Annotated in this window: 13 protein-coding genes; 3 read left to right on the top strand and 10 right to left on the bottom strand. The window is 68.2% G+C overall.

Translation table 11 applies throughout. The features are described 5' to 3' along the window. Positions 1 to 136: 136 nt before the first annotated feature. Positions 137 to 1,438, top strand: a complete 1,302-nt coding sequence (locus ASG37_RS16820; protein WP_156349051.1) for a hypothetical protein — start codon at positions 137 to 139, stop codon at positions 1,436 to 1,438. A gap of 200 nt (positions 1,439 to 1,638) precedes the next feature. Here the strand turns inward: ASG37_RS16820 and ASG37_RS16815 are convergent, their stop codons facing one another. From ASG37_RS16815 to ASG37_RS16795, 5 genes are all read right to left on the bottom strand, one after another. Next, positions 1,639 to 1,986 carry a hypothetical protein gene (locus tag ASG37_RS16815; protein WP_055763178.1) on the bottom strand — a complete coding sequence of 116 codons (348 nt, stop codon included), beginning with the start codon at positions 1,984 to 1,986 and terminating at the stop codon, positions 1,639 to 1,641. A gap of 12 nt (positions 1,987 to 1,998) precedes the next feature. Beyond that, positions 1,999 to 3,414, bottom strand: coding sequence for an MBOAT family O-acyltransferase (locus tag ASG37_RS16810; RefSeq protein ID WP_055763173.1), 1,416 nt, complete (start codon positions 3,412 to 3,414; stop codon positions 1,999 to 2,001). Position 3,415: 1 nt separating this feature from the next. After that, on the bottom strand, positions 3,416 to 4,648 hold the full coding sequence (locus tag ASG37_RS16805; protein WP_055763170.1) for a GDSL-type esterase/lipase family protein: 1,233 nt from the start codon (positions 4,646 to 4,648) through the stop codon (positions 3,416 to 3,418). Further along, on the bottom strand, positions 4,648 to 5,574 hold the full coding sequence (locus tag ASG37_RS16800) for a DUF459 domain-containing protein (RefSeq protein WP_082448024.1): 927 nt from the start codon (positions 5,572 to 5,574) through the stop codon (positions 4,648 to 4,650). Before ASG37_RS16800 ends, ASG37_RS16805 begins: the two co-directional genes overlap by 1 nt. Positions 5,575 to 5,975: 401 nt before the next feature. After that, complete coding sequence (locus ASG37_RS16795; protein ID WP_235525125.1) at positions 5,976 to 8,996, bottom strand: TonB-dependent receptor plug domain-containing protein; 3,021 nt, start codon at positions 8,994 to 8,996, stop codon at positions 5,976 to 5,978. Between the two features lie 362 nt (positions 8,997 to 9,358). On the opposite strand from ASG37_RS16795, the gene ASG37_RS16790 reads away from it, so the two are divergent. Continuing rightward, positions 9,359 to 9,922 carry a recombinase family protein gene (locus ASG37_RS16790; RefSeq protein ID WP_055763160.1) on the top strand — a complete coding sequence of 188 codons (564 nt, stop codon included), beginning with the start codon at positions 9,359 to 9,361 and terminating at the stop codon, positions 9,920 to 9,922. 19 nt (positions 9,923 to 9,941) lie between these two features. Here the strand turns inward: ASG37_RS16790 and ASG37_RS16785 are convergent, their stop codons facing one another. The 3 genes from ASG37_RS16785 to ASG37_RS16775 form a co-directional block, all read right to left on the bottom strand. Beyond that, entirely contained in the window at positions 9,942 to 10,895 is a 954-nt protein-coding gene (locus ASG37_RS16785) for a glycerophosphodiester phosphodiesterase family protein (RefSeq protein ID WP_235525124.1), read from the bottom strand. Further along, on the bottom strand, positions 10,892 to 13,402 hold the full coding sequence (locus tag ASG37_RS16780; protein WP_055763158.1) for a TonB-dependent receptor: 2,511 nt from the start codon (positions 13,400 to 13,402) through the stop codon (positions 10,892 to 10,894). The genes ASG37_RS16785 and ASG37_RS16780 overlap by 4 nt, the downstream gene beginning before the upstream one ends. Positions 13,403 to 13,476: 74 nt before the next feature. Then, positions 13,477 to 14,619: an ROK family transcriptional regulator gene (locus tag ASG37_RS16775; RefSeq protein ID WP_082448022.1), complete on the bottom strand. Its 1,143-nt coding sequence runs from the start codon at positions 14,617 to 14,619 to the stop codon at positions 13,477 to 13,479. Between the two features lie 92 nt (positions 14,620 to 14,711). Here ASG37_RS16775 and ASG37_RS16770 point away from each other — a divergent pair, with 92 nt between their 5' ends. After that, a complete protein-coding gene (locus tag ASG37_RS16770) occupies positions 14,712 to 15,968 on the top strand; it encodes an MFS transporter (protein WP_235525123.1) in 1,257 nt (418 codons plus the stop codon). A 16-nt stretch (positions 15,969 to 15,984) separates the two neighbouring features. Here the strand turns inward: ASG37_RS16770 and ASG37_RS16765 are convergent, their stop codons facing one another. Both ASG37_RS16765 and ASG37_RS16760 read right to left on the bottom strand, forming a co-directional pair. Continuing rightward, positions 15,985 to 17,694, bottom strand: a complete 1,710-nt coding sequence (locus tag ASG37_RS16765; RefSeq protein ID WP_055763152.1) for a peptidase M61 — start codon at positions 17,692 to 17,694, stop codon at positions 15,985 to 15,987. A 138-nt stretch (positions 17,695 to 17,832) separates the two neighbouring features. Next, the coding region (locus ASG37_RS16760; RefSeq protein WP_055763261.1) for an Lrp/AsnC ligand binding domain-containing protein at positions 17,833 to 18,151 on the bottom strand (319 nt) is incomplete at its 5' end.

Below are 18,151 nucleotides of genomic sequence, written 5' to 3'. Positions count from 1 at the left end.
GTTGATGCGGATCGAGCCGCACAGGCGCTCCCCCCTTCAACCTTGGTTTTCGGGAATGCCTGCCACCAAAGTGTTCATTGTGTTTTTCGTGCGCCCGTGATTGACCCCATTAAAACCGGGTTGGGGGAACGGCGGAATGCGACGATTGATGTGGTTCTTGGCAATTGCATGTGTCGGGTTCGCCGTCGTTCCGGCATCATCTCGCGGCTCTGGCGCAGCGATCGATGCGATCGCCAAGGACTATGTGGCGCTAAGCCTGGCCGCGGGCGAGCGGGACCCTGGCTATGTCGATGCCTATTTCGGCCCGCCAACTCTCGCCGCCGCAGCAAAGCTCGACCAGCGCACGCCATCTGAACTGAGCGGCGATGCAGCAAGGCTACATACGCGACTGGCGGCGATCGGCCCGAAGACGCTGTCGCCCATCGAGCGCAAGCGCCGCGCGGCGCTGCTGCTCCAGCTCACGGCCGCGCAAACGCGCATGGCGATGGTTGTGGGTCAGAAGCTCAGCTTCGATCAGGAGTCCAAGGCCCTGTTCGGCGTGACGTTCGCTGCTCCGACGCTCGCCAGTTTTGATCCCGTTCTCGCCGAGCTCGACCGGCTCGTGCCCGCCGGACCGGGAACGCTCGCCGATCGCATGAAAAGGCTGAGCGACCGCGTCACCGTACCGCCGGAAAAGGCGGAAACGGTGGTCAAGGCAGCCATCGCCGAATGTCGCCGCCGGACGCTCGACCATATCGCGATGCCGCCGGGCGAAGCGATCACGCTGGAGATGGTTCGCGACAAGCCATGGGCTGGCTATAATTATTTCCAAGGCCATGCGCACAGTCTGATTCAGGTCAACCTTGATGTGCCGCTCACGATGGACATGGTCATCAAGCTGGGCTGCCACGAGGCATATCCCGGGCATCACGTGCTCTATTCCCTGTACGAACGAAACCTGGCGGAGCGGCGGAGCTGGATCGAATACACGGTGTTTCCCCTCTTTGCACCGATGGCACTGATCGCCGAAGGGTCGGCCGACTATGGCCCTGAATTGGCGTTCCCCGGCGATGAGCGCATTGCGTTCGAACGTGACACGCTGTCCCCCCTCGCCGGGCTCGACCCGGCGGACGTGGCGCTGTTCGAAAAGGTCCGAGCTGTGCAAGCGAAGCTCGCGCCGGCGTCGGCGGTGATCGCGCGTGACTATATCGACGGGCGGATCGATCGCGCTCGCTCCGTTGCCTTGAAGGAGCAGTATTTTCTGGTGACTCCGCAGGAAGCGCAACGGAGCATCCGTTTCGTGGATACCTATCGCAGCTATGTGCTCAACTATTTCCTGGGTCGCGCCATGGTTGCCAAGACGATAGCGGCGGTAGGCACGGACCCCACCGCGCGCTGGGCGGCGTTCGAGCGGCTGATCGGCGGCCCGACGATCCCTGACGATCTCGTCGCGCCGTGACAAGGGGGGGGCTGATATGACGCCATATCGCCGCTCGCGTTCTAAAAACCCATAGTCACGGAGGAGAACTGGGAAGCCGTTGGCGATCCCATTTCGCGATCCCGATCGGGACGGTTGCGGGGGCCTGGCGTACGATGTTGACCATCCTCTAACCGGACCCCTGACAGCGCGCGGTTCGCGGCACCGCGCCGTTACCCGCGCTACTCCGCACCATCCTCCCCGCCGGGATGTTCCCCACCGAAGCGCGCCGCGCGTGCCGCTTCCCAGCGCGTGCGTACCGCCGTGCGCGGGGTGTCCAGCCCCAGGCGGGCGGTCGTCGCCACCCATGCCGCGATCGGCGCGCGCAGCGGTTCGGTGGCGGGCGACGGCGGCAGTTCGTCGAACCATTCGCCGATCGCAGGGGCGTTGAACAGCGCGAGGAACAGCGTCGAACCCGCGACAATGCCGGTCATCCAGCGCAGCGGCCGCACGCCGTCGACCGGGTCGGCGGGCACCTGGACCGGCGATCCTGCTTCGGCGATCTCGCCATGGTCGGCACCCGTGGTCATGACTGCCCCGCTTCAGAACTGGTAATAGATGAACGGCGCGACCCCGGCGGGCCGCATCGCGTCGACGATCAGGATCGCCATGCCCAGCGCCACGGCGATCGCCGGCGCGGCGTGGTGGCGCAGCCGCATCGCCGCCCCGGTCAGCAGGTGGGCCGGCACCGCATGGATGGCGAGGCCGAAGGCGACCAGCCCCAGCGACAGCGGCGTGACCAGCGTGTTGCGCCAGTCGCCCGCCCCCAGCGCGGCGAGATAGGCGACCGCCTCCCCCTCGCCCTGCGCGCGGAAGAAGATCCAGCCCAGCACGACGATGTGGAAGGTGACGAGGATCCCCGCCCAGCGCGGCGCGCGCGGCAGGCCGGCGGGGCGATGCCGTGCCCAGAACCGCTCGATCGCCAGCCAACCGCCGTGCAGCGCGCCCCAGATCAGGAAGCTCCAGCTCGCGCCATGCCACAGCCCGCCGAGCACCATCGTCGCGAACAGGTTGAGATAGGTGCGCACCGGCCCCTTCCGGCTGCCGCCGAGCGGAATGTAGAGATAGTCGCGCAGCCAGCTCGACAGGCTGATATGCCAGCGCCGCCAGAAATCCTGGAGCGAGGCGGCGCGGTAGGGCTGGTCGAAATTGCGCGGGAAAGTGTAGCCGAGCAGCGCCGCCAGCCCGATCGCCATGTCCGAATAGGCGGAGAAATCGCAGTAGATCTGCACCGCATAGCCGTAAGCGCCGATCAGCAGGTCGAAGCTCGACCGCGCGGCGGGATCGAGGAACGCCGGATCGACCAGCGCGCCGGCCAGTTGCGAGGCGATCACCGCCTTCTTGAACAGCCCCCATACGATTAGCAGCAGCGCGGCGGCGACGGTGCCGCGATCGATCACCGGCACGCGGCGGAACTGCGGCAACAGGTCCGCGCCGCGCACGATCGGCCCGGCGACCAGATGCGGGAAGAACGACATCAGCAGCGTCAGGTCGAGCAGTCCCGCCGCCGGAATCCGCCGGCGATGGACGTCGACCAGATAGGAGATCGCCTGAAAGGTGAAGAACGACACGCCGACCGGCAACACCACCTGCAACAACGGCAGGTCGCGCCCGAAGCCCAACGGCTGCAACAGGCTGGCGAGTTGTTCCAGGAAGAAGCCGGCATATTTGAAATAGCCGAGCACGCCGAGGTTGGCGACGACGCCGAGCGTGACCAGCGCCCGCCCGCGTCGCCCGTCTGTGCCTTCCCGGTCGCGGACGATCGCCTGCGCCAGCGCCCAGTTGACCACCGCCGAGACGAACAGCAGCGCGACGAACCGCGCATCCCATGCGCCGTAGAAGAACCAGCTCGCCAGCAGCAGCGCGATCTTGCGCCATTCGTTCGACCGGTCGAGCGACCAGGTGATCGCATAGACGACGAGGAAGAACAGGCCGAAGCCCAGCGTCGGAAACAGCATCCTAAAACCGGTCCCGCACGGGCAGCGCGGCGAGCGCGCGGTCGAGATCGGCCTGGAGCCGCCGCGCGATCTCCGCGCCGCCGCGACTGGTGAAATGGACATGGTCGCCGCGCATCAGCGGCGTCGTGCCCTGCGTCCAGCCATCGGCGGTGCAGCGCCCGCCCATCGCCTGCGCCCAGTCCCAATAGGCGATGCCGGCGGCATGCGCCTGTCGCCGCTGGATCGCCTGCACCGCCGCCAGCGCGGCGGTCGGCCGCCAGAGCGCTGAGGTGGGGCAGGGCGGGCTGATCCCGCCCTCGCCGCTTTGCAGGCCGGGGGTGCGCGTGGCGGAATCGGGCGCGCCGAACAACAGCATCGGCACGCCGGGGGCCAGTCGCCGCAGCCGGGCGAGATCGGCGCGCAGCGTCGCTTCATAGGCGGCGGCCGAGAAACCGGGGCGGAACGCCTCGTTGGTGCCGAACGCGATGACGATCAGGTCGGGGCGATAGGTGGCGAGTTCGGTCGTGACGACGCGCTCGTCGGTCCGGCCGAAATGGACGAGCTGCGCGCCGACGGTGCCGAGGTTCGACAGGACGACCCCGCCGCCCCGGCTGCGTGCCGTATCCCATGACGTCAGCGTCACCGGGCCGGCGATCACCGTGACCGATGCGCCCGACGCCTCGCCACCGGCATCGAGCGTGCGGCACTGGCTGCCGCTGGCGGGCGCGGCCAGCGACCAGTCGAGCGACGCCGCGCCGATGCCGAGCCGCACCGTGCCCGCCCCCGGCCCGGTCAGCGCGCACAGCGTCAGCCGGTCGAAGGTCCGACCGCCATCGGCACTCAGCGTCACCGTCGCGCCGGGGGTCTGGCTGGTCAGGCTATAGGCGGAAAGGCCCATGCGCACGGTGGCGGCGGGGCGATAGGCCGGCCCGAAAATGCCGTCGACGCTCCATCCCGGCGACTGGGTCGCGGTGATGTCGCGCGTCAGATAGCCGGCATAGGGCCGCCCGACCGCCATCACCCCGCGTCCGCCGCGCCCGAAGCGGGCCTGCAACAGCGTCCGCCAGCTTCCGGTGATCTGGTCGCCGGCGGTGTGGCTATCGCCGATCTGGAGGATGCGGACCGGCGCGGGATCGGCGGGCGCATCCGCCAGCTTTTCGAGGAACGGGCGCAGGCGATCGGCATCGCACAGCGCTCCGTTGCAGGTCGCGGCGGCGGCGGCCTGCGCCAGCGCGACAGCCAGAAGTGCGGGCATCAGCGTGGCTCCCCGGTCGGTGTGGGTGCGGGCCGCCCCGCCGCCTGCCGGACGCGCGCGGCATAGCGGCGCAGGTCGGCGGCGACGCCGCTGGTCAGGCGCTGATAGCCGATCCCGATCATGTGCAGCCCGTCGCCGGTGCGCATCAACACCGGTCGCCCGGTCTTCGAGTCAGGCAGATAGGCAGTGTATTTCCCGTCCGCGCCCAGCGTCAGCGGACGCGAATCGACGAACGGCACGCCGAGGCGACGCATATGCGCTTCGTAGAAACCGTCCATCGCCTGCATGTCGGCATCGAGCTGCGGATCGCGGATCACCGGCAGCCCGACCCAATAGACCACCGCCCCGGTCGATCGCGCCGCCGCGACGAACCGGTCGACCCGCTGGCCGATCACCCGTTTCCACCCGTCGCCCATCAACGGGTATAGATGCCCGTCGTCATAGACCGCCTGCGCGTCATTGGCGCCGAAGCTGATGACCACCGCGTCGACCGGATCGCGTGCCAGTTGCTCATAGGCGCGTTTTTCGAGGTCGAGCGTGCGATAGCGGGTGAAGCCGGTGGCTTCCTTGGCGAATTTCAGCACCTCGAACCCGTCGCTCGTGGGCAATTGCCGGTAGAGCGCGTCCCAGATGCCGTTGCCGAAACTGTCGCCGAACACGCCGACGCGCAGCACGCCGCCGCGCCGCATCCGTGCCGTTACCTGCGGGGGGATCGGCCCGTCGACGCCCTGCGCCGCGACGGGGGGTGCCGCGGGCACCGGGGACGGGGCGGGGCCGTCCGTGCTCGCCACCGTCGTCGCGGCCGGCAGGATGCGCCCGTCGCCGGCGAACGACAGCCCAACGAGGAAGCCGGCGATCAGCCCGAGGACGAGGACCGCCATCCGGTCCGCCAGCCAAGCTACGGGGGTCCATTTTGGTCGGATCATCGGGTCGATCTACCCGACGCCGGAATATCCGCAAGGGAGGCAGATCGGAGTTTTTCGGTATGATCCGCAAACTTGCGGAAGGGCGGGTTTCGAGGCGGTGCCGGCCCGCTCTCCCCGCGTCATCCCCGCGCAGGTGGGGATCCATATACGCCGACGCCTGCGATCAAATCGCGCATGTTGCGTCTATGGGTTCCCGCCTGCGCGGGAACGACGAACAGCCGTGGCATTGGCTGAAGGTCAATCCCGCCTGGATCGTTTGAAAATGCGTCGAAACGCATTTTGCGGTGCCGGCCCGCTCCCCCTCCCGACCACCCAATCAGGATACGCTGTGGGTGGTCGGGAGGGGGAGCGGGCTGGCACCGCATGGAAACCCGCGTTTCCGCGAGTTTCCAGACAGGCTATCAGAACTTGATGTTGGCGTTGGCGAAGAACTGCCGTCCGACATAGTCGTAGCCGGAATACAACGGTGCGTTGGCGACGGTGGTGAACCCGACCGCGCTGATGCGCGGCGGCTTGGTGTCGAGCATGTTGCGGACGCCGACCGTAAACTGGAACTGCTTCTGCACGTTGAACTGCAACGACAGCGAATGCAGGAAGTAGTTGTCGACCTCCAGATAATAATTGTCGCGATATTCCTGCACCAGCTCGGGGTCGCTGATCCCGGTCAGATTGTCGAACGCGAAATAATCATAGGTCCGGTTGCGGTCGCCATCGGTCCAGTCGAGCCCGTAGCGGATGGTCACGGCGTCGACGTTGAACGTCGCGTCGAAATTGCCGACCCAGTCGGGCGACGTCACGATGCCGTTCGAGTCCGTCAGGAACTCCTCGGGGAACAGGCGGGTCGACTGTTCGGTATATTTGGTGACGTTGGCGTTCAGGATGAACTTTCCGCCCAGCAATTCGCGGGCATAGCGGCCGTTGAATTCGAAGCCCTTGACGATGTTTTCGGACAGGTTGACGAAGCTGCTCGTCACGGTCAGCGCCTGGTTGGCATCGCGCTGAACGAAGCGGCAGAAGCCGCCAGTCGCATCGAAATTGGCGTTGCCGTAGCAGCGCTGGAGGATGGTCGCGCCGCTCAGGTCCGACACGCCATTGTCGACCTTCACGTCGAAATAGTCGAGCGAGAGCGACAACTGGCCCACCGACTCGGGCAGTTGCGGGCGCACCACCGCGCCGATCGTCCAGTTGGTCGACGTTTCCGCGCTGAGGCCCGCTTCGGCACCGCCGACCCGGAACGAGGTGATGCCGCTGCGCTGTTCGAAGTCCGCCGGCAGGCCGATAGAGGCGCAGTTGCGCGCGATGATCCGCTGGTTGGGCGATTGTTCGTCGGCGACCGGCAGCGCGCTGCACGGATCGCTGGTGGTGGGCAGGAAGCCGCTGGTGGCGCCGAGGAACTGTTCGGCCAGCGCGGGCGCGCGGTACGACGTGCCATAGCTGCCCCGGACGCCGAAGCCGCGGAACGGCTCCCATTCGCCCGCGACCTTGTAGGTCACGTCCGACCCATAGGACGCATAGTCGGTATAGCGCGCCGATCCGGTGAGGTTAAGGCGATAGAAGAACGGCTTGTCTTCGAAGATCGGCACGAAGATTTCGCCGAAGCCTTCCTTCACATTGTCCTTGCCGACCGTGGGCGTTGCCGCCGTCAGGCCGAACAGGTTGCCGTTGATCGAATTCAGGTCGGGCTGATCGTCGATGCTCTGGCGACGATGCTCGACGCCCAGCGCGACCTGCACGTCGCCGGCGGGCAGGTGGAACAGCGGACCGTCGATGTTGAACGCATAGGTCGTCTCGCGGAAGCGCGTCTTGCCGATCGTGTTCTGGACGATGTAGTTGCGGAACGCGGCGGGCAGATCGCCACCGATCACGCCGGCGGTCAGTGCCGGTGCCGCGACGCACGTCGGGTTCGCGGCGGCGCTGGCGCAACTGAAGGTGCCGTTGGCGTTGGCCACGACGTTCAGCGAATTGGCCAGACGATCGGTCAGGAACGATTCGGCTTCATAGGTGCCGTCGTTGAACGACTTGCCGACATAGGCGTCATAGCGCCAGCGCGGGAAGAAGAAGTCGCCGCGCACCCCGCCCGACGCACGGACATAGTCGACCGTCTGTTCGGACGACGTCATGCCATAGCCGATGAACGCGCGCGCCGCGATCAACCGGCCGCTCGACGTGTTGGTCGGATTGGCGAACGCGCCGTTGCGGATCGCGGTGGGCAGCAGCGGGCTGCCCTGGAGATAGTCGAGCGACAACTGGCGGTAGAGCGGGGTCGACGACTTGCGGCGCGTCGCCAGCAGCTCGCCATACACCTCGGCATCGCCGAGGAAGCCCAGCTTGTAGGTGGCGGCGAGATAGCCGGTGTAGATTTCGGCCGAGTTGATGAGCGGCTCTTCTTCCTGCCGTGGATCGAACGTGTCGCGGTCATAGGTGCCGACGCCGAGATAGCCGGGGAACGGCCCGGTGGTGACGCCGGGCGCGGGCACGAACCGGTTGAACCGGCCGATGGTGCCGCTGGTCCGCCCGATCGCGTCGCGCGTGGGGAGACCCAGCGTGTTGATCGTCACGCCGCCATTGTCGATCGTGAAGCAGGCACGCGGATCGTCGGGCGCGAAATTGTCGCCCGACCCGAATGCCGAGCCTTCGCCGTTCAGGAAGCCGCCGATCGGGCAGCCGAAGAAGGGCACGTCGTTGCGCGAGAGCGTGTCGCGCTTGCGATATTCGGCCGAGCCGATGATGCTCAGCCGGTCGTTATTGAAGCCGAAGCTGGCGCTGCCGCGCCGATCGATGCCCGCGCCCACTTCGGGCACGTTCACCTGGAAATTGAGCTGGAGGCCGTTCAGCTTCTGGTCGGTGATGATGTTGACCACGCCGGCGACCGCGTCGGAGCCATAGACCGACGACGCGCCGGCCTTCAGCACCTCGATCCGCTCGACGATCGCGTTGGGCAGCACGTTGAGGTCGGCGGCGAGCAGCGAGCCGCGCGTTCCGCCCGGCGCCAACCGGCGGCCGTTGAGCAGGATCAGCGTGCGGTTGGGGCCAAGGCCGCGCAGGCCGAGTGTGTTGGCGCCGCCGCCGCCGTCGGTTACGAAGCCGCCATAGGCGCTGTTGATCTGCGATGCGCCCTGCGCGATCGCGTTGCTTTGCAGCGCGTCGGCGATGCTGGCGAAACCGGCCTGGGTGATTTCGTCACGGCCGACCACGGTGATCGGCTCGGCGACCGAATATTCGTCGCGGCGGATGCGCGATCCGGTGACGACGATGTCGGCCCCGGCCGATTGCGCGTCGGCGTTCGGCGACTGCGGGCTTTGCGCGTCGGCCGGCACCTGCGTCGGATCGGGCACCGGGCTGGTCTGCGTATCGGTGGCGATGGTCTGCGCCGCCGCAGGCAAAGCGATAGCGATGGCCAGCGGCGTCAGAGCCGTGGCCACATAAAGATGTGACAGCTTCACGTAGTTTCCCCGTTTATTCAGCCGCTTGGGCTTGATCGATATAAGAGTATTTATATTGGAACCCGGCAAGCGGCAAAATGTAGGCCCTGCCTACTAGCGTCGCCGGTGTTGCCGAAGGGACACACCAGCGACGCCATCGATCGGTCGCACCGGCCGTGGGGTATGGCCAGGATCGTCGGCGGCATGATGCGCCGGTTCCTTCGGGTGGGCTTGCGGGCTTTTCCTGTCGTGTCGCGCAACTCCGAAGTTTCGCGACAGCGATCCGCCGACCGTGTTTCCGCACATTGTGGTGTCGCAAAAGTCGGTTGCCGAATGCGGCGGTTCCGATACATATTCGCGACATGCTGATCGGCTATGCCCGTGTCTCGACCGACGACCAGGATTTGCGGCTGCAACGCGCCGCGCTGGCCGAAGCCGGTTGCCGCCGGACCTTCGAGGAGAAGGTGTCGGGCGCAAAGCGCGACCGGCCCGAGCTGGCGCGGATGATCGACCAGTTGCGCGACGACGATACGGTGGTGGTGACGCGGCTCGACCGGCTGGCGCGTTCCACCCGCGACCTGCTCGACATTGCCGAGACGCTGAAGGCGGCGGGGGCGGGGCTGCGCTCGCTGGCCGAGCCCTGGGCGGACACGACCTCGCCCGCCGGTCGCATGGTGCTGACCGTGTTCGCCGGCATCGCCGAGTTCGAGCGCGAGCTGATCCACCAGCGCACCAGCAGCGGCCGGGCGGCGGCGCGGGCGAGGGGGGTGCGCTTCGGCCGACCCCCCAAGCTGACGCCCGATCAGATCGCGCTGGGCGAACGACTGGTGGGCGAGGGTACGTCGGTGCGGGACGCCGCGCGGCTGCTCCAATGCCACCATGCCACGCTCTACCGAGCGCTGGCCGCCGCTGCCGCCGCCCGGTGACGCCAGCCTTGCCCGTGTTTTACCGCCGGGCGCGGCCGTAGGTCTGTCGCCAGTCGAGCAGCGCTTCCACTGCGTCGGTCTGGAACAGGCGGACACCGTCGTTCGCCAGTCGTCCCCAGACCGCGTCGGGATCGCGCGCCGCCGCCGCGTCGCCGCCCAGCCCGGTGACGAAGCCTTCGAACAGCGTGTTCACCCAGACGGCGATGCCCGCCTGCCGGGCCGCCGCGACGCTGGCCGGCAGGCTCGCCAAGGGCATCCGGGGCAGTTCGACCGCGATCGGCCGCCGCCGCCCCGCCGCCTGCCGCCGGATGATCGCCGGCATGTCGCCCGCCGCCGGATCGCCGGTGATCGGGATCGGCGCGAAGGGCACGCGGTCGTACGGCGCAATCGCCGCCAGCGGCGGCGATCCGATTCCGGCGAAGGTCTTGACGATCACCCGGTCGGTAGCACCGGCACGGACGACGGCATCGACGACCTCGCCATAGATCGCATCCTTCACGTCGAGGTTGAGGACGATCCGCCCCCTGGCCAGCGCCAGCAGTTCGTCGAGCGTCGGCACGCGCTCGCCGGTCGGTGCCGCGCCCGCGCCGCCTTCGTCCTCGCGCAGCCGCAGCGCGCGGATCTGCGCCAGCGTCAGGTCGGCGACGCGGCCGGTGCCATCGGTCGTCCGGTCGACGCTGTCGTCATGGACCATGACGAGATAGCCGTCGCGGGTGCGGCGCACGTCGGTTTCCATCACCTCCACGCCCAGCTCGGCACAGCGCAGCAGCGCGGCACGCGAGTTTTCGGGCACGGTGCCCAGCCCCCGGCGCGGCGCGGCGGCATGGCAGCCGCGATGGGCGATGGCGATGATCCCGCCGTTAGGATCGGCGATGCGGCGCATCGTGTCGGCCGGCCCCGCCTGCGCCGCCGAAGTGGCGACACAGGCAAGGACGATACCGGCGAGGAGCGGGGCGAACAACGGGCGGATCACCACTTGCGGCTCACGATCAGGCGCAGGTTGCGACCGAACAGCGGCCGCCCGAAGATGGCGGTCGGCACACCCTGCCCGAAGCGGTCGCCGGCGGTGTTCCCCTCGGTAAAGCCGTGCGCGTTGGTGATGTTGTCGCCGACGAGCTGCACCTGCCAGTCGCCGCTGCTCGCCGTCGCGCCCAGCCCGAACGCGCCATAGGCGGGCAGCGCCGTGCTGTTGAAGAAATCGGTATAGCGCCGGCTGACATAATCATAGCGGCCATAGACGCTGACCGCCGCGCCGCTGACGTCGAAGTCGATGGTCGGGCGCACGTTCAGGAACAGCTTGGGTTCGCGGATGATCTGCTTGCCGCTCGCCCGGCTGCCGTCGGCGCCGGTGTTGCTGCTGAAGTTCAGGTAGCGCGGGTTCTGGAACGTCACCGATCCGGCGAGCGAGACGGGGCCGGCGAGGCGGAGCTGGCCGTCGGCTTCCAGCCCCTTGGTCTCGGCGGTGCCGATGAAGTTCGTCACCTGATCGGCGCGACCGGTCGCCGGGTTGAACGCGGCGAAGCTGGCGTTGAGCGGATCGAACCGCGTGTAGAAGCCGGTGACGTAGAGATAGGAGCGGCCGGCGGCGAATTTCACGCCCGCCTCGTACAGCTTCGCCTTGGTCGCGACGATCGCGGCGGTGGGATAGTTCAGCGTGATCGTGGTATTGGGCGGCACTTCGAGTTGCGACGCGCGCAGATACGCGCCGATGTTGCCGGTCGCGTCGTAATTGGCGCCGACCGTCCAGTTGGTCGCCTGCTGCTTCAGTTTCAGCGTGCCGATCGCCCCGGTGAAGCCGCGCGTGGCATTATCGGCCAGCGTCGTCGGATCGCCGAGGTTATAGGCAGCGCTCAGCCGGCCGAACCCGTCGTAGCTGTACCATTCGTGGCGGACGCCGGCATCGATGCGCAGCCGGTCGGTCACGTCCCAGGTGTCGGTGCCATACAGCGCGACGAGCTGCCCATCGGCACCGCCGCCGCCCAGCGTCGCGGCATTGGCCAGCGCGCCGTGATCGGTGACATAGCCCAGCACGGCGCCGCCGGCGTCATAGGCGGCGAGGTCGAGCGTGCGCGGGCGCGACTTCACCTCGACCAGCAGGTTCTGGTACGCATTGAACGTCGTCTGCCCCCACAGCGAGCCATAGACGCCGGCGCGCAGGTCATGCGTGCCGATTGCGGTGTCGAACCGGCGCGTCACCGACACATCGCCCTGCGTCGAATGGAAGTCGTTCTCGACCGAGCGGTATTGCGCCTGCATCACCAGCCCCGAATCGGCGGCGGGGTTGTAGGCGCTCTGCCCGGCGGTGCCGGCGACGCTGTAGCCGAGCCGGGCGACATTCGCCCCGAACGCGGTGGTCGCGGCGGCGCGGTAGTTGCTGGCGAAGGTCGTCGCGTCGACCGGGTTGGAGGTGGAGTAAAAGGCGTCGAAATGCAGCTTGCCCCGCGTCACCCCGCCCTTGGCCGAGACGTGCCAGTCGCCGAAATCGCCTTCATAGGTCAGCGCGACATTGCCGAAGCGCAGGTGCCGCCCGTTCGACAGGTCGCCGCGCTGGTTCTGGAGCACGCCCGCGCCGTCGCGGTACTTGATGTTCACGTCGCGCAGCGCCGGGCTGTTCAGCGTGCCGGTGAAATAATCGATATAGGGGTCGAGGCTGACCGACGGATTGCGCGGATCGGCGGTCGGGATCGACAGATAGAACAGGTTGTGGTCGTCGGTATATTGTGCCGACAGCTTGACGAAGCCGTTGGCGAGATCGTGGCGCAGGTTCGCGCGAATCTGCCCGCCGCGATCCGACGGAAAGCCTGAATCGCGATAGCCGTCATGATGGCGCAGGAAGCCGCCGACCGCATAATAGGTGTCGTCCGACACCGGCCCCGCCTGATAGGCGTCGAGCCGGTACAGCCCGGTATCGCCCAGCGTCAGTTGCGCCTTGCCGCGCGTGGTCGCGGTGCCGGTGACGGTGATGACGTTGGCGATCGCCGCCGCCGTGCTGGCATAGATCGGCGCCGGGCCGCCGCGCACGACCTCGACCCGGTCGGTCATCAGGTCGAGCCGGTTCATGCCGTCGCCCTGGTTGAAGAAATAGCCGTCCAGTTCCTGGAACAGCGGCAGGCCGTCCTGCTGATAGTACAGGAACCCGCGATCGGTCGGGATACCGCGCACGCGGGTGATGTTCTGCACCTCGCCGCCGGTCGCCTCGGCATGGATGCCGGGCAGCGTGCCGATCAGGTCGGTCATGCTCTTGGGCGCGATCTTCTGGATTTCGGTCTGGCTCAGCGAATTGACCGCATAGGATACGTCGAAGCGGCGCTGCTGGCGTGCCGATCCGGTGACGATGATGTCCGATGCCGGCGCGTCGTCGGTCGCGCTATCGTCCGTGGTGGTGGTGGCCGGCGTGCCCGATGCCGTTTGCGCCACGGCCGGCGTGGTGCCGGCGAGCAGCGCGAACAGCGCGGCCCCGCCGAGGAAGTTGGTGTGCATGATGAAGCCCCCGGTGGTTCGATTGGCGGCCGCCTTGGCCGTGGGGGATGACAGTTTTATTTACTTACGCGCAATTAAATCGCCGGTTGTTGCGTGGTCACGGCATGGATCGGAATCATCGCCGCGCCGATCACCACCGCCTTGCTGCCGATGGGGGATGCCAGGACGGGCGGCAGCATCGCGCGATACCGATCGCTCCGGTTGCGGCCGATTTCGTCCAGCCCCTGCGCGATGGTGCGCAACAGCGGCAGCGGCAGCGCGCCCGACACGACGATCGCGCCGGGATCGAGCCAGACGATGCCGCTCAGCACCGCCTGTTCCAGTTGGTCGATCACCCGCCGGGTCCAGCGATCGATGATCGGTCGGTGCGTTTCCATCAGCGCATCGATCTCCGCCAGCGAATCGACCGCGACCCCTTCGTCCTGGAACGTCCGCAGCAGGTCGATGCCCGATGGCCGGTCGCGATCGGCGGGGAACAGCCGTCCGACCTCGCCGGCATTGCCGTGTTCGCCCAGAAACAGGTCGCGCTCGGCGACCAGGCCGCCGCCGATGCCGTGCCCCAGGAACAGCGTCAGCACCGATCGATACCGGCCGATGATCCCGTCCTGATAGAATTCGGCGAGCGCGGCGACGCTCGCGTCATTCTCGATCCACACCGGCATGCCCAGCGCGTCGCCCATGATGTCGGCCAGCGGCACGTCGTCCCATCCCGCGACGCGATCGACCACCGCCCGGCGGTTGCGGTCGCCGCGCAGCGCATAGCCCGGCACCGCGACGCCCAGCCCAAGGAACTTGCCGCGCATGAAGCCGTGCGATGCCGCCAGCACCTGCAACCGCGCCTCGACCGCGCGGGCGAAGACATGCGGATCGGGGCTGTCGAACGGCGTCGCGTCGTGGACGATCGGCCGGCCGCGAAAATCCACCAGCACCAGTTCCAGCCATCCCGGATGCGGCGTCGCGCCGATCGCCCATGCCCCGTGGCCCGACACGGTCAGCGGCACCATCGGCCGGCCGCGCGCGACCGCTTCGGGCGATTCCAACTCCTCGATCAGTCCCAGCGCCAGCAGCGACTGCGTCAGCCGGGTCATCGTCGCGCCGTTCATGTCGAGCGCCCGGGCCAGATGCGTGCGCGGCGCGGTGCCGTCGATCCGAAGCTGCATCAACACGCGGCGTTGCGGTTCGCTGAGCGGGATCGGCGGGCGGTGCGGTCGCGACATGGAACGGTCAATATAGTTGCAAAATGTCAAATAAATGAAATCGCGCCGGGGTATGGATCGTCGCCATGCCGTCCCCGCCCGCGCCCGCTTCGTTGCCGACCAAATTGGGCTACAGCATCGGCAATCTCGGCAAGAGCGTGGTGTGGACCAGCTTCGAGAATTTCATGCTGTTCTATCTGGTGTCGATCGCCGGGTTGCCGCCGCTGGTGGCGGGCAGCCTGCTGGCGGCGACGCTGTTGTGGGATGCGCTGTTCGATCTGGCCGTGGCGCTGTGGGCGGATGCGCGCGGCGGCGGCGACCGGTTGGGCCGGTTGATCGTGATGGGCGCGCCGATGTGCGCGATCGGCTTCTGGCTGGTGTTCGCGCTCGACCGGCCGGCGGCCATCGCGGCGGCGATCCTGTTGTGCCGCATCGGCTATTCGCTGTGCGACGTCGGCCATAACACGCTGCTGGTGCGGGTCGCGCGGACGCCGCGCGATGCGACGTCGGTGTCGGGATACCGGCTGATCTTCAGCGCGTGCGGCGCGGCGCTGGTCGCGCTCGCCTCGACCTGGAGCCTCGCGCCGGCCGGCGCCGCCGCGCGGCAGGCGGCCTTTGCCACCGGGGCGCTGGTTGGCGGGGCGATCTATGTCGCGACGCTGGCCACCGCGTGGTTCGCGACACGGCATCTGGGCGGGCCGGCGGCGTGTACGAACCCGCTGCCGGTATCGCGGGGCGGCCGCCTGCGTGCCCTGTGGCGGCATGGCCCGTTTCGCCGCACGCTGCTGGTGGCCGCCGTTCAGGCGGGGATCGTGCCGCTGTTCCTGCGCACGCTGCCGTTCTTCGGACAGGCGGTGCATCAGGATGCGGGTTGGGCGGGGCCGGCGCTGGCGACGATCACGCTCGGCCAGTCGCTCTCGCTGCCGGGGTGGATGGCGCTGTCGCGCCGGCTGCCGCCGATCGTGATCGCCCGTATCGGCCATGCGATGACGATCGTCGCGATGCTGGGGCTGGTGATCGCCTCGCGCGGGATCGGCGGCACCGTGTTGCTGATGCTGCTGGGCATGGCGCTGGCCGCGACGAACCTCGCGCTCTGGGCGATGCTCGCGCTTGCCGCCCAGCGACCGGAAACCAGCGGGGATACCAACGAGGCGACCCCCGTCGGCCTGTTCCTGACGACGCTCAAATCCGCCGCGGCAATCGGCAATCTGGTGTCGGGCACGATGGTCGCCCTGACGACATCGCCGATGACGTCCGCGCCGGACGGGCCGGACCTGATGGTCGGCGTCCTGCTGCTGCCGGTCGTCGGATGCCTGCTGGCGCTGTACGTCCTGCGGCCACGCGGCGCGCCGGCGGCTTCCGTCCCCTGAACGGGTCGTGTCGCGCCTATCGTGGGCGTCGCGGCGGACCGGCCATCACCCATTGATACGCATCGACCGTTTCGCCCCTCGGCCGGTAGCGGAGCTGGAACGTCCGCCCCGCCCGTGCGACGTCCAGCGTGACATAGGCCTGCTGATCGCCCTGCAGCGCATCCTGCGGAAAGCCGTTCTGTATTTCGTCGCCCTCGCGCAGTCCCGCGACGGCGGCGTTCGACCCCGGTTTCAGGCCGCGCACGATCCGGGGCCTGCTCTGGAGCGAGGCCATGTCGAACCCCAGATCATAGCGCCTGAGCGGCCGGATCACCCGGCGGAAGCGCGGTCCATAGGCGTCGGACGGCGGCAGGATCGTCGCCCCGCCGAGCATCGCATCGAGATCGGCGATCCCGCCTGGCCCCAGTTCCTTTGCCAGCAGCGACCGGTACAGCGCCTCGTCCATCTTGCCGCCGTCCCGCCGGGTGCGCAGCATCGTCCGTACGATGTCGTCGAGCGAGCGCCGCCCGCCCGAGCGCGCCCGGATGCGCGCATCGACCGTATCGAAATACAGCGATCCGCGATCATAGGGCAGGACGCGCACCCGCGTGTCGCGCCAGAAGCCGTCCGCGATCGCCGCATTGGGCGTCGCGATCTTGATGTTGGTATAGTAGCGCGCAGCCGTTTCGTTGAGGTCGGTCAGGAAATCCGCCGCCGAGATCATGCCCGCGCGATACGGCAGCGCCCGCTGGTAATGTACCGCCAGCCCCTCGCCGAACCACGACCGGTCGAGCCCGCCCGCCGCGTCCATCGACCCGTCGAGCGAATTGACCCAGCTATGCAGCATCTCGTGCGCCAGCAGCGTGCGCAGGTCGTCGGGTTTCGACGTGGCGTTGAACGTATAGGCGAAGCTGTCGGTCAGCCCGATGCCGCTGCCCGGGTTGCGCGTGTTGGTCCGCCCGAACACGCCGAACCGCGGCGGGGCATAGCCGAAGAAGCCGCCGTAATAGCGGTGCAGCGCGGCGGCCCAGCCCATCAGCGGGGCCATGGCGAACGGCGGCTCCCCCTGCCACGCGGCGAAGAAGCCGTCGCGCTCCGGCCCGGTCACGCCGGGGCGGCCGCCCATGTAATAGGCCGATGCCAGTCGCTGCGCCGGGATCGCGGCAGGGGTGAGGGCATGACCCATGCCGAAGCTCGACGCCCCCACGCCGGACGCGCCATAGCCCGCGAAGTCCCACCGCACCTCCGCCCGGCGCGGCTTGCCGTCGGTCGGCAGCAGCAGGAAGGCGCTGCCCGCTGCCGAGAAGGTGCCGCCCTCGGTCCGCATCTCATATTGCGGCAGCGCGAGCGGCGGTGCCGCCGCGTCGATCGGCACGCGGTAGCGCACCGTCACCACCCCGTCGACCGCGCGCCCCGCGCGCCAGCGGCGGACGGTGTTCGACCCGTCCTGCGCCACGTCCTGCGTCGTCACCGGGATCGGCCCTTGCGCATCGGCCAGCGTCAGCGCGCGCAGGTCCCGCCCGCTCGTCACCACGGTACTGGCGACCAGCGGCAGTTCGAACAGCGCGTCGCCCGGCGCGGCGTGCATCGCCTGCGCCTCCAGCGTCACGTCGACGAACGGCACGTGCCGCGCCGCGTCGGGCGCACCGGGGGCGAGCAGGACGACCAGACGCGGCTCGCCCGCGCCGTCGGGGGCGGTCGCGCCGGTCAGCAGCAGCACCGATCCCAGTGCCATACCCCTGCGCATTCTTCGAGCCATCATGCCGCCTCCCTCGTTCCGGCGATCAGCCTAGCGCGCCACGCCCGCGAAATCCGGTCGCGCGCGGCGCGTTTCGCGCGGGGACGTGCATAGCCTATTCGCGGCAACCGCCCCGGCGGCGGCATGTCATGCGGCGGGCAGCGGCAGCCGGTGGGTGCATTTCACTTCGGACAGGGTGGCGATCGAGCGAATATCCTCGACGCCGGGCAGCCGCAGCAGCGTGCGGAAGGTGAAATTCTGATACCAGCCCATACTGGGTGCCAGCACCTTCAGCATCACGTCCATCTCGCCGAACAGCGTATAGGCTTCGGTGATCTCGGGAATATCCTCGATCGCGCGCATGAAGCGGTCGCGCGCGTCGTCGCTCAGCCGGCCCATCTTGAGCTGGGCGAAGATATACATGCTCTCGCCGAACTTCTCGCCATGCTCTCGCCGAACTTCTCGC

It is taken from the genome of Sphingomonas sp. Leaf407 (assembly GCF_001425385.1).
Lineage (GTDB): Bacteria > Pseudomonadota > Alphaproteobacteria > Sphingomonadales > Sphingomonadaceae > Sphingomonas.
This window is presented reverse-complemented; position numbering and strand designations above follow the sequence as displayed.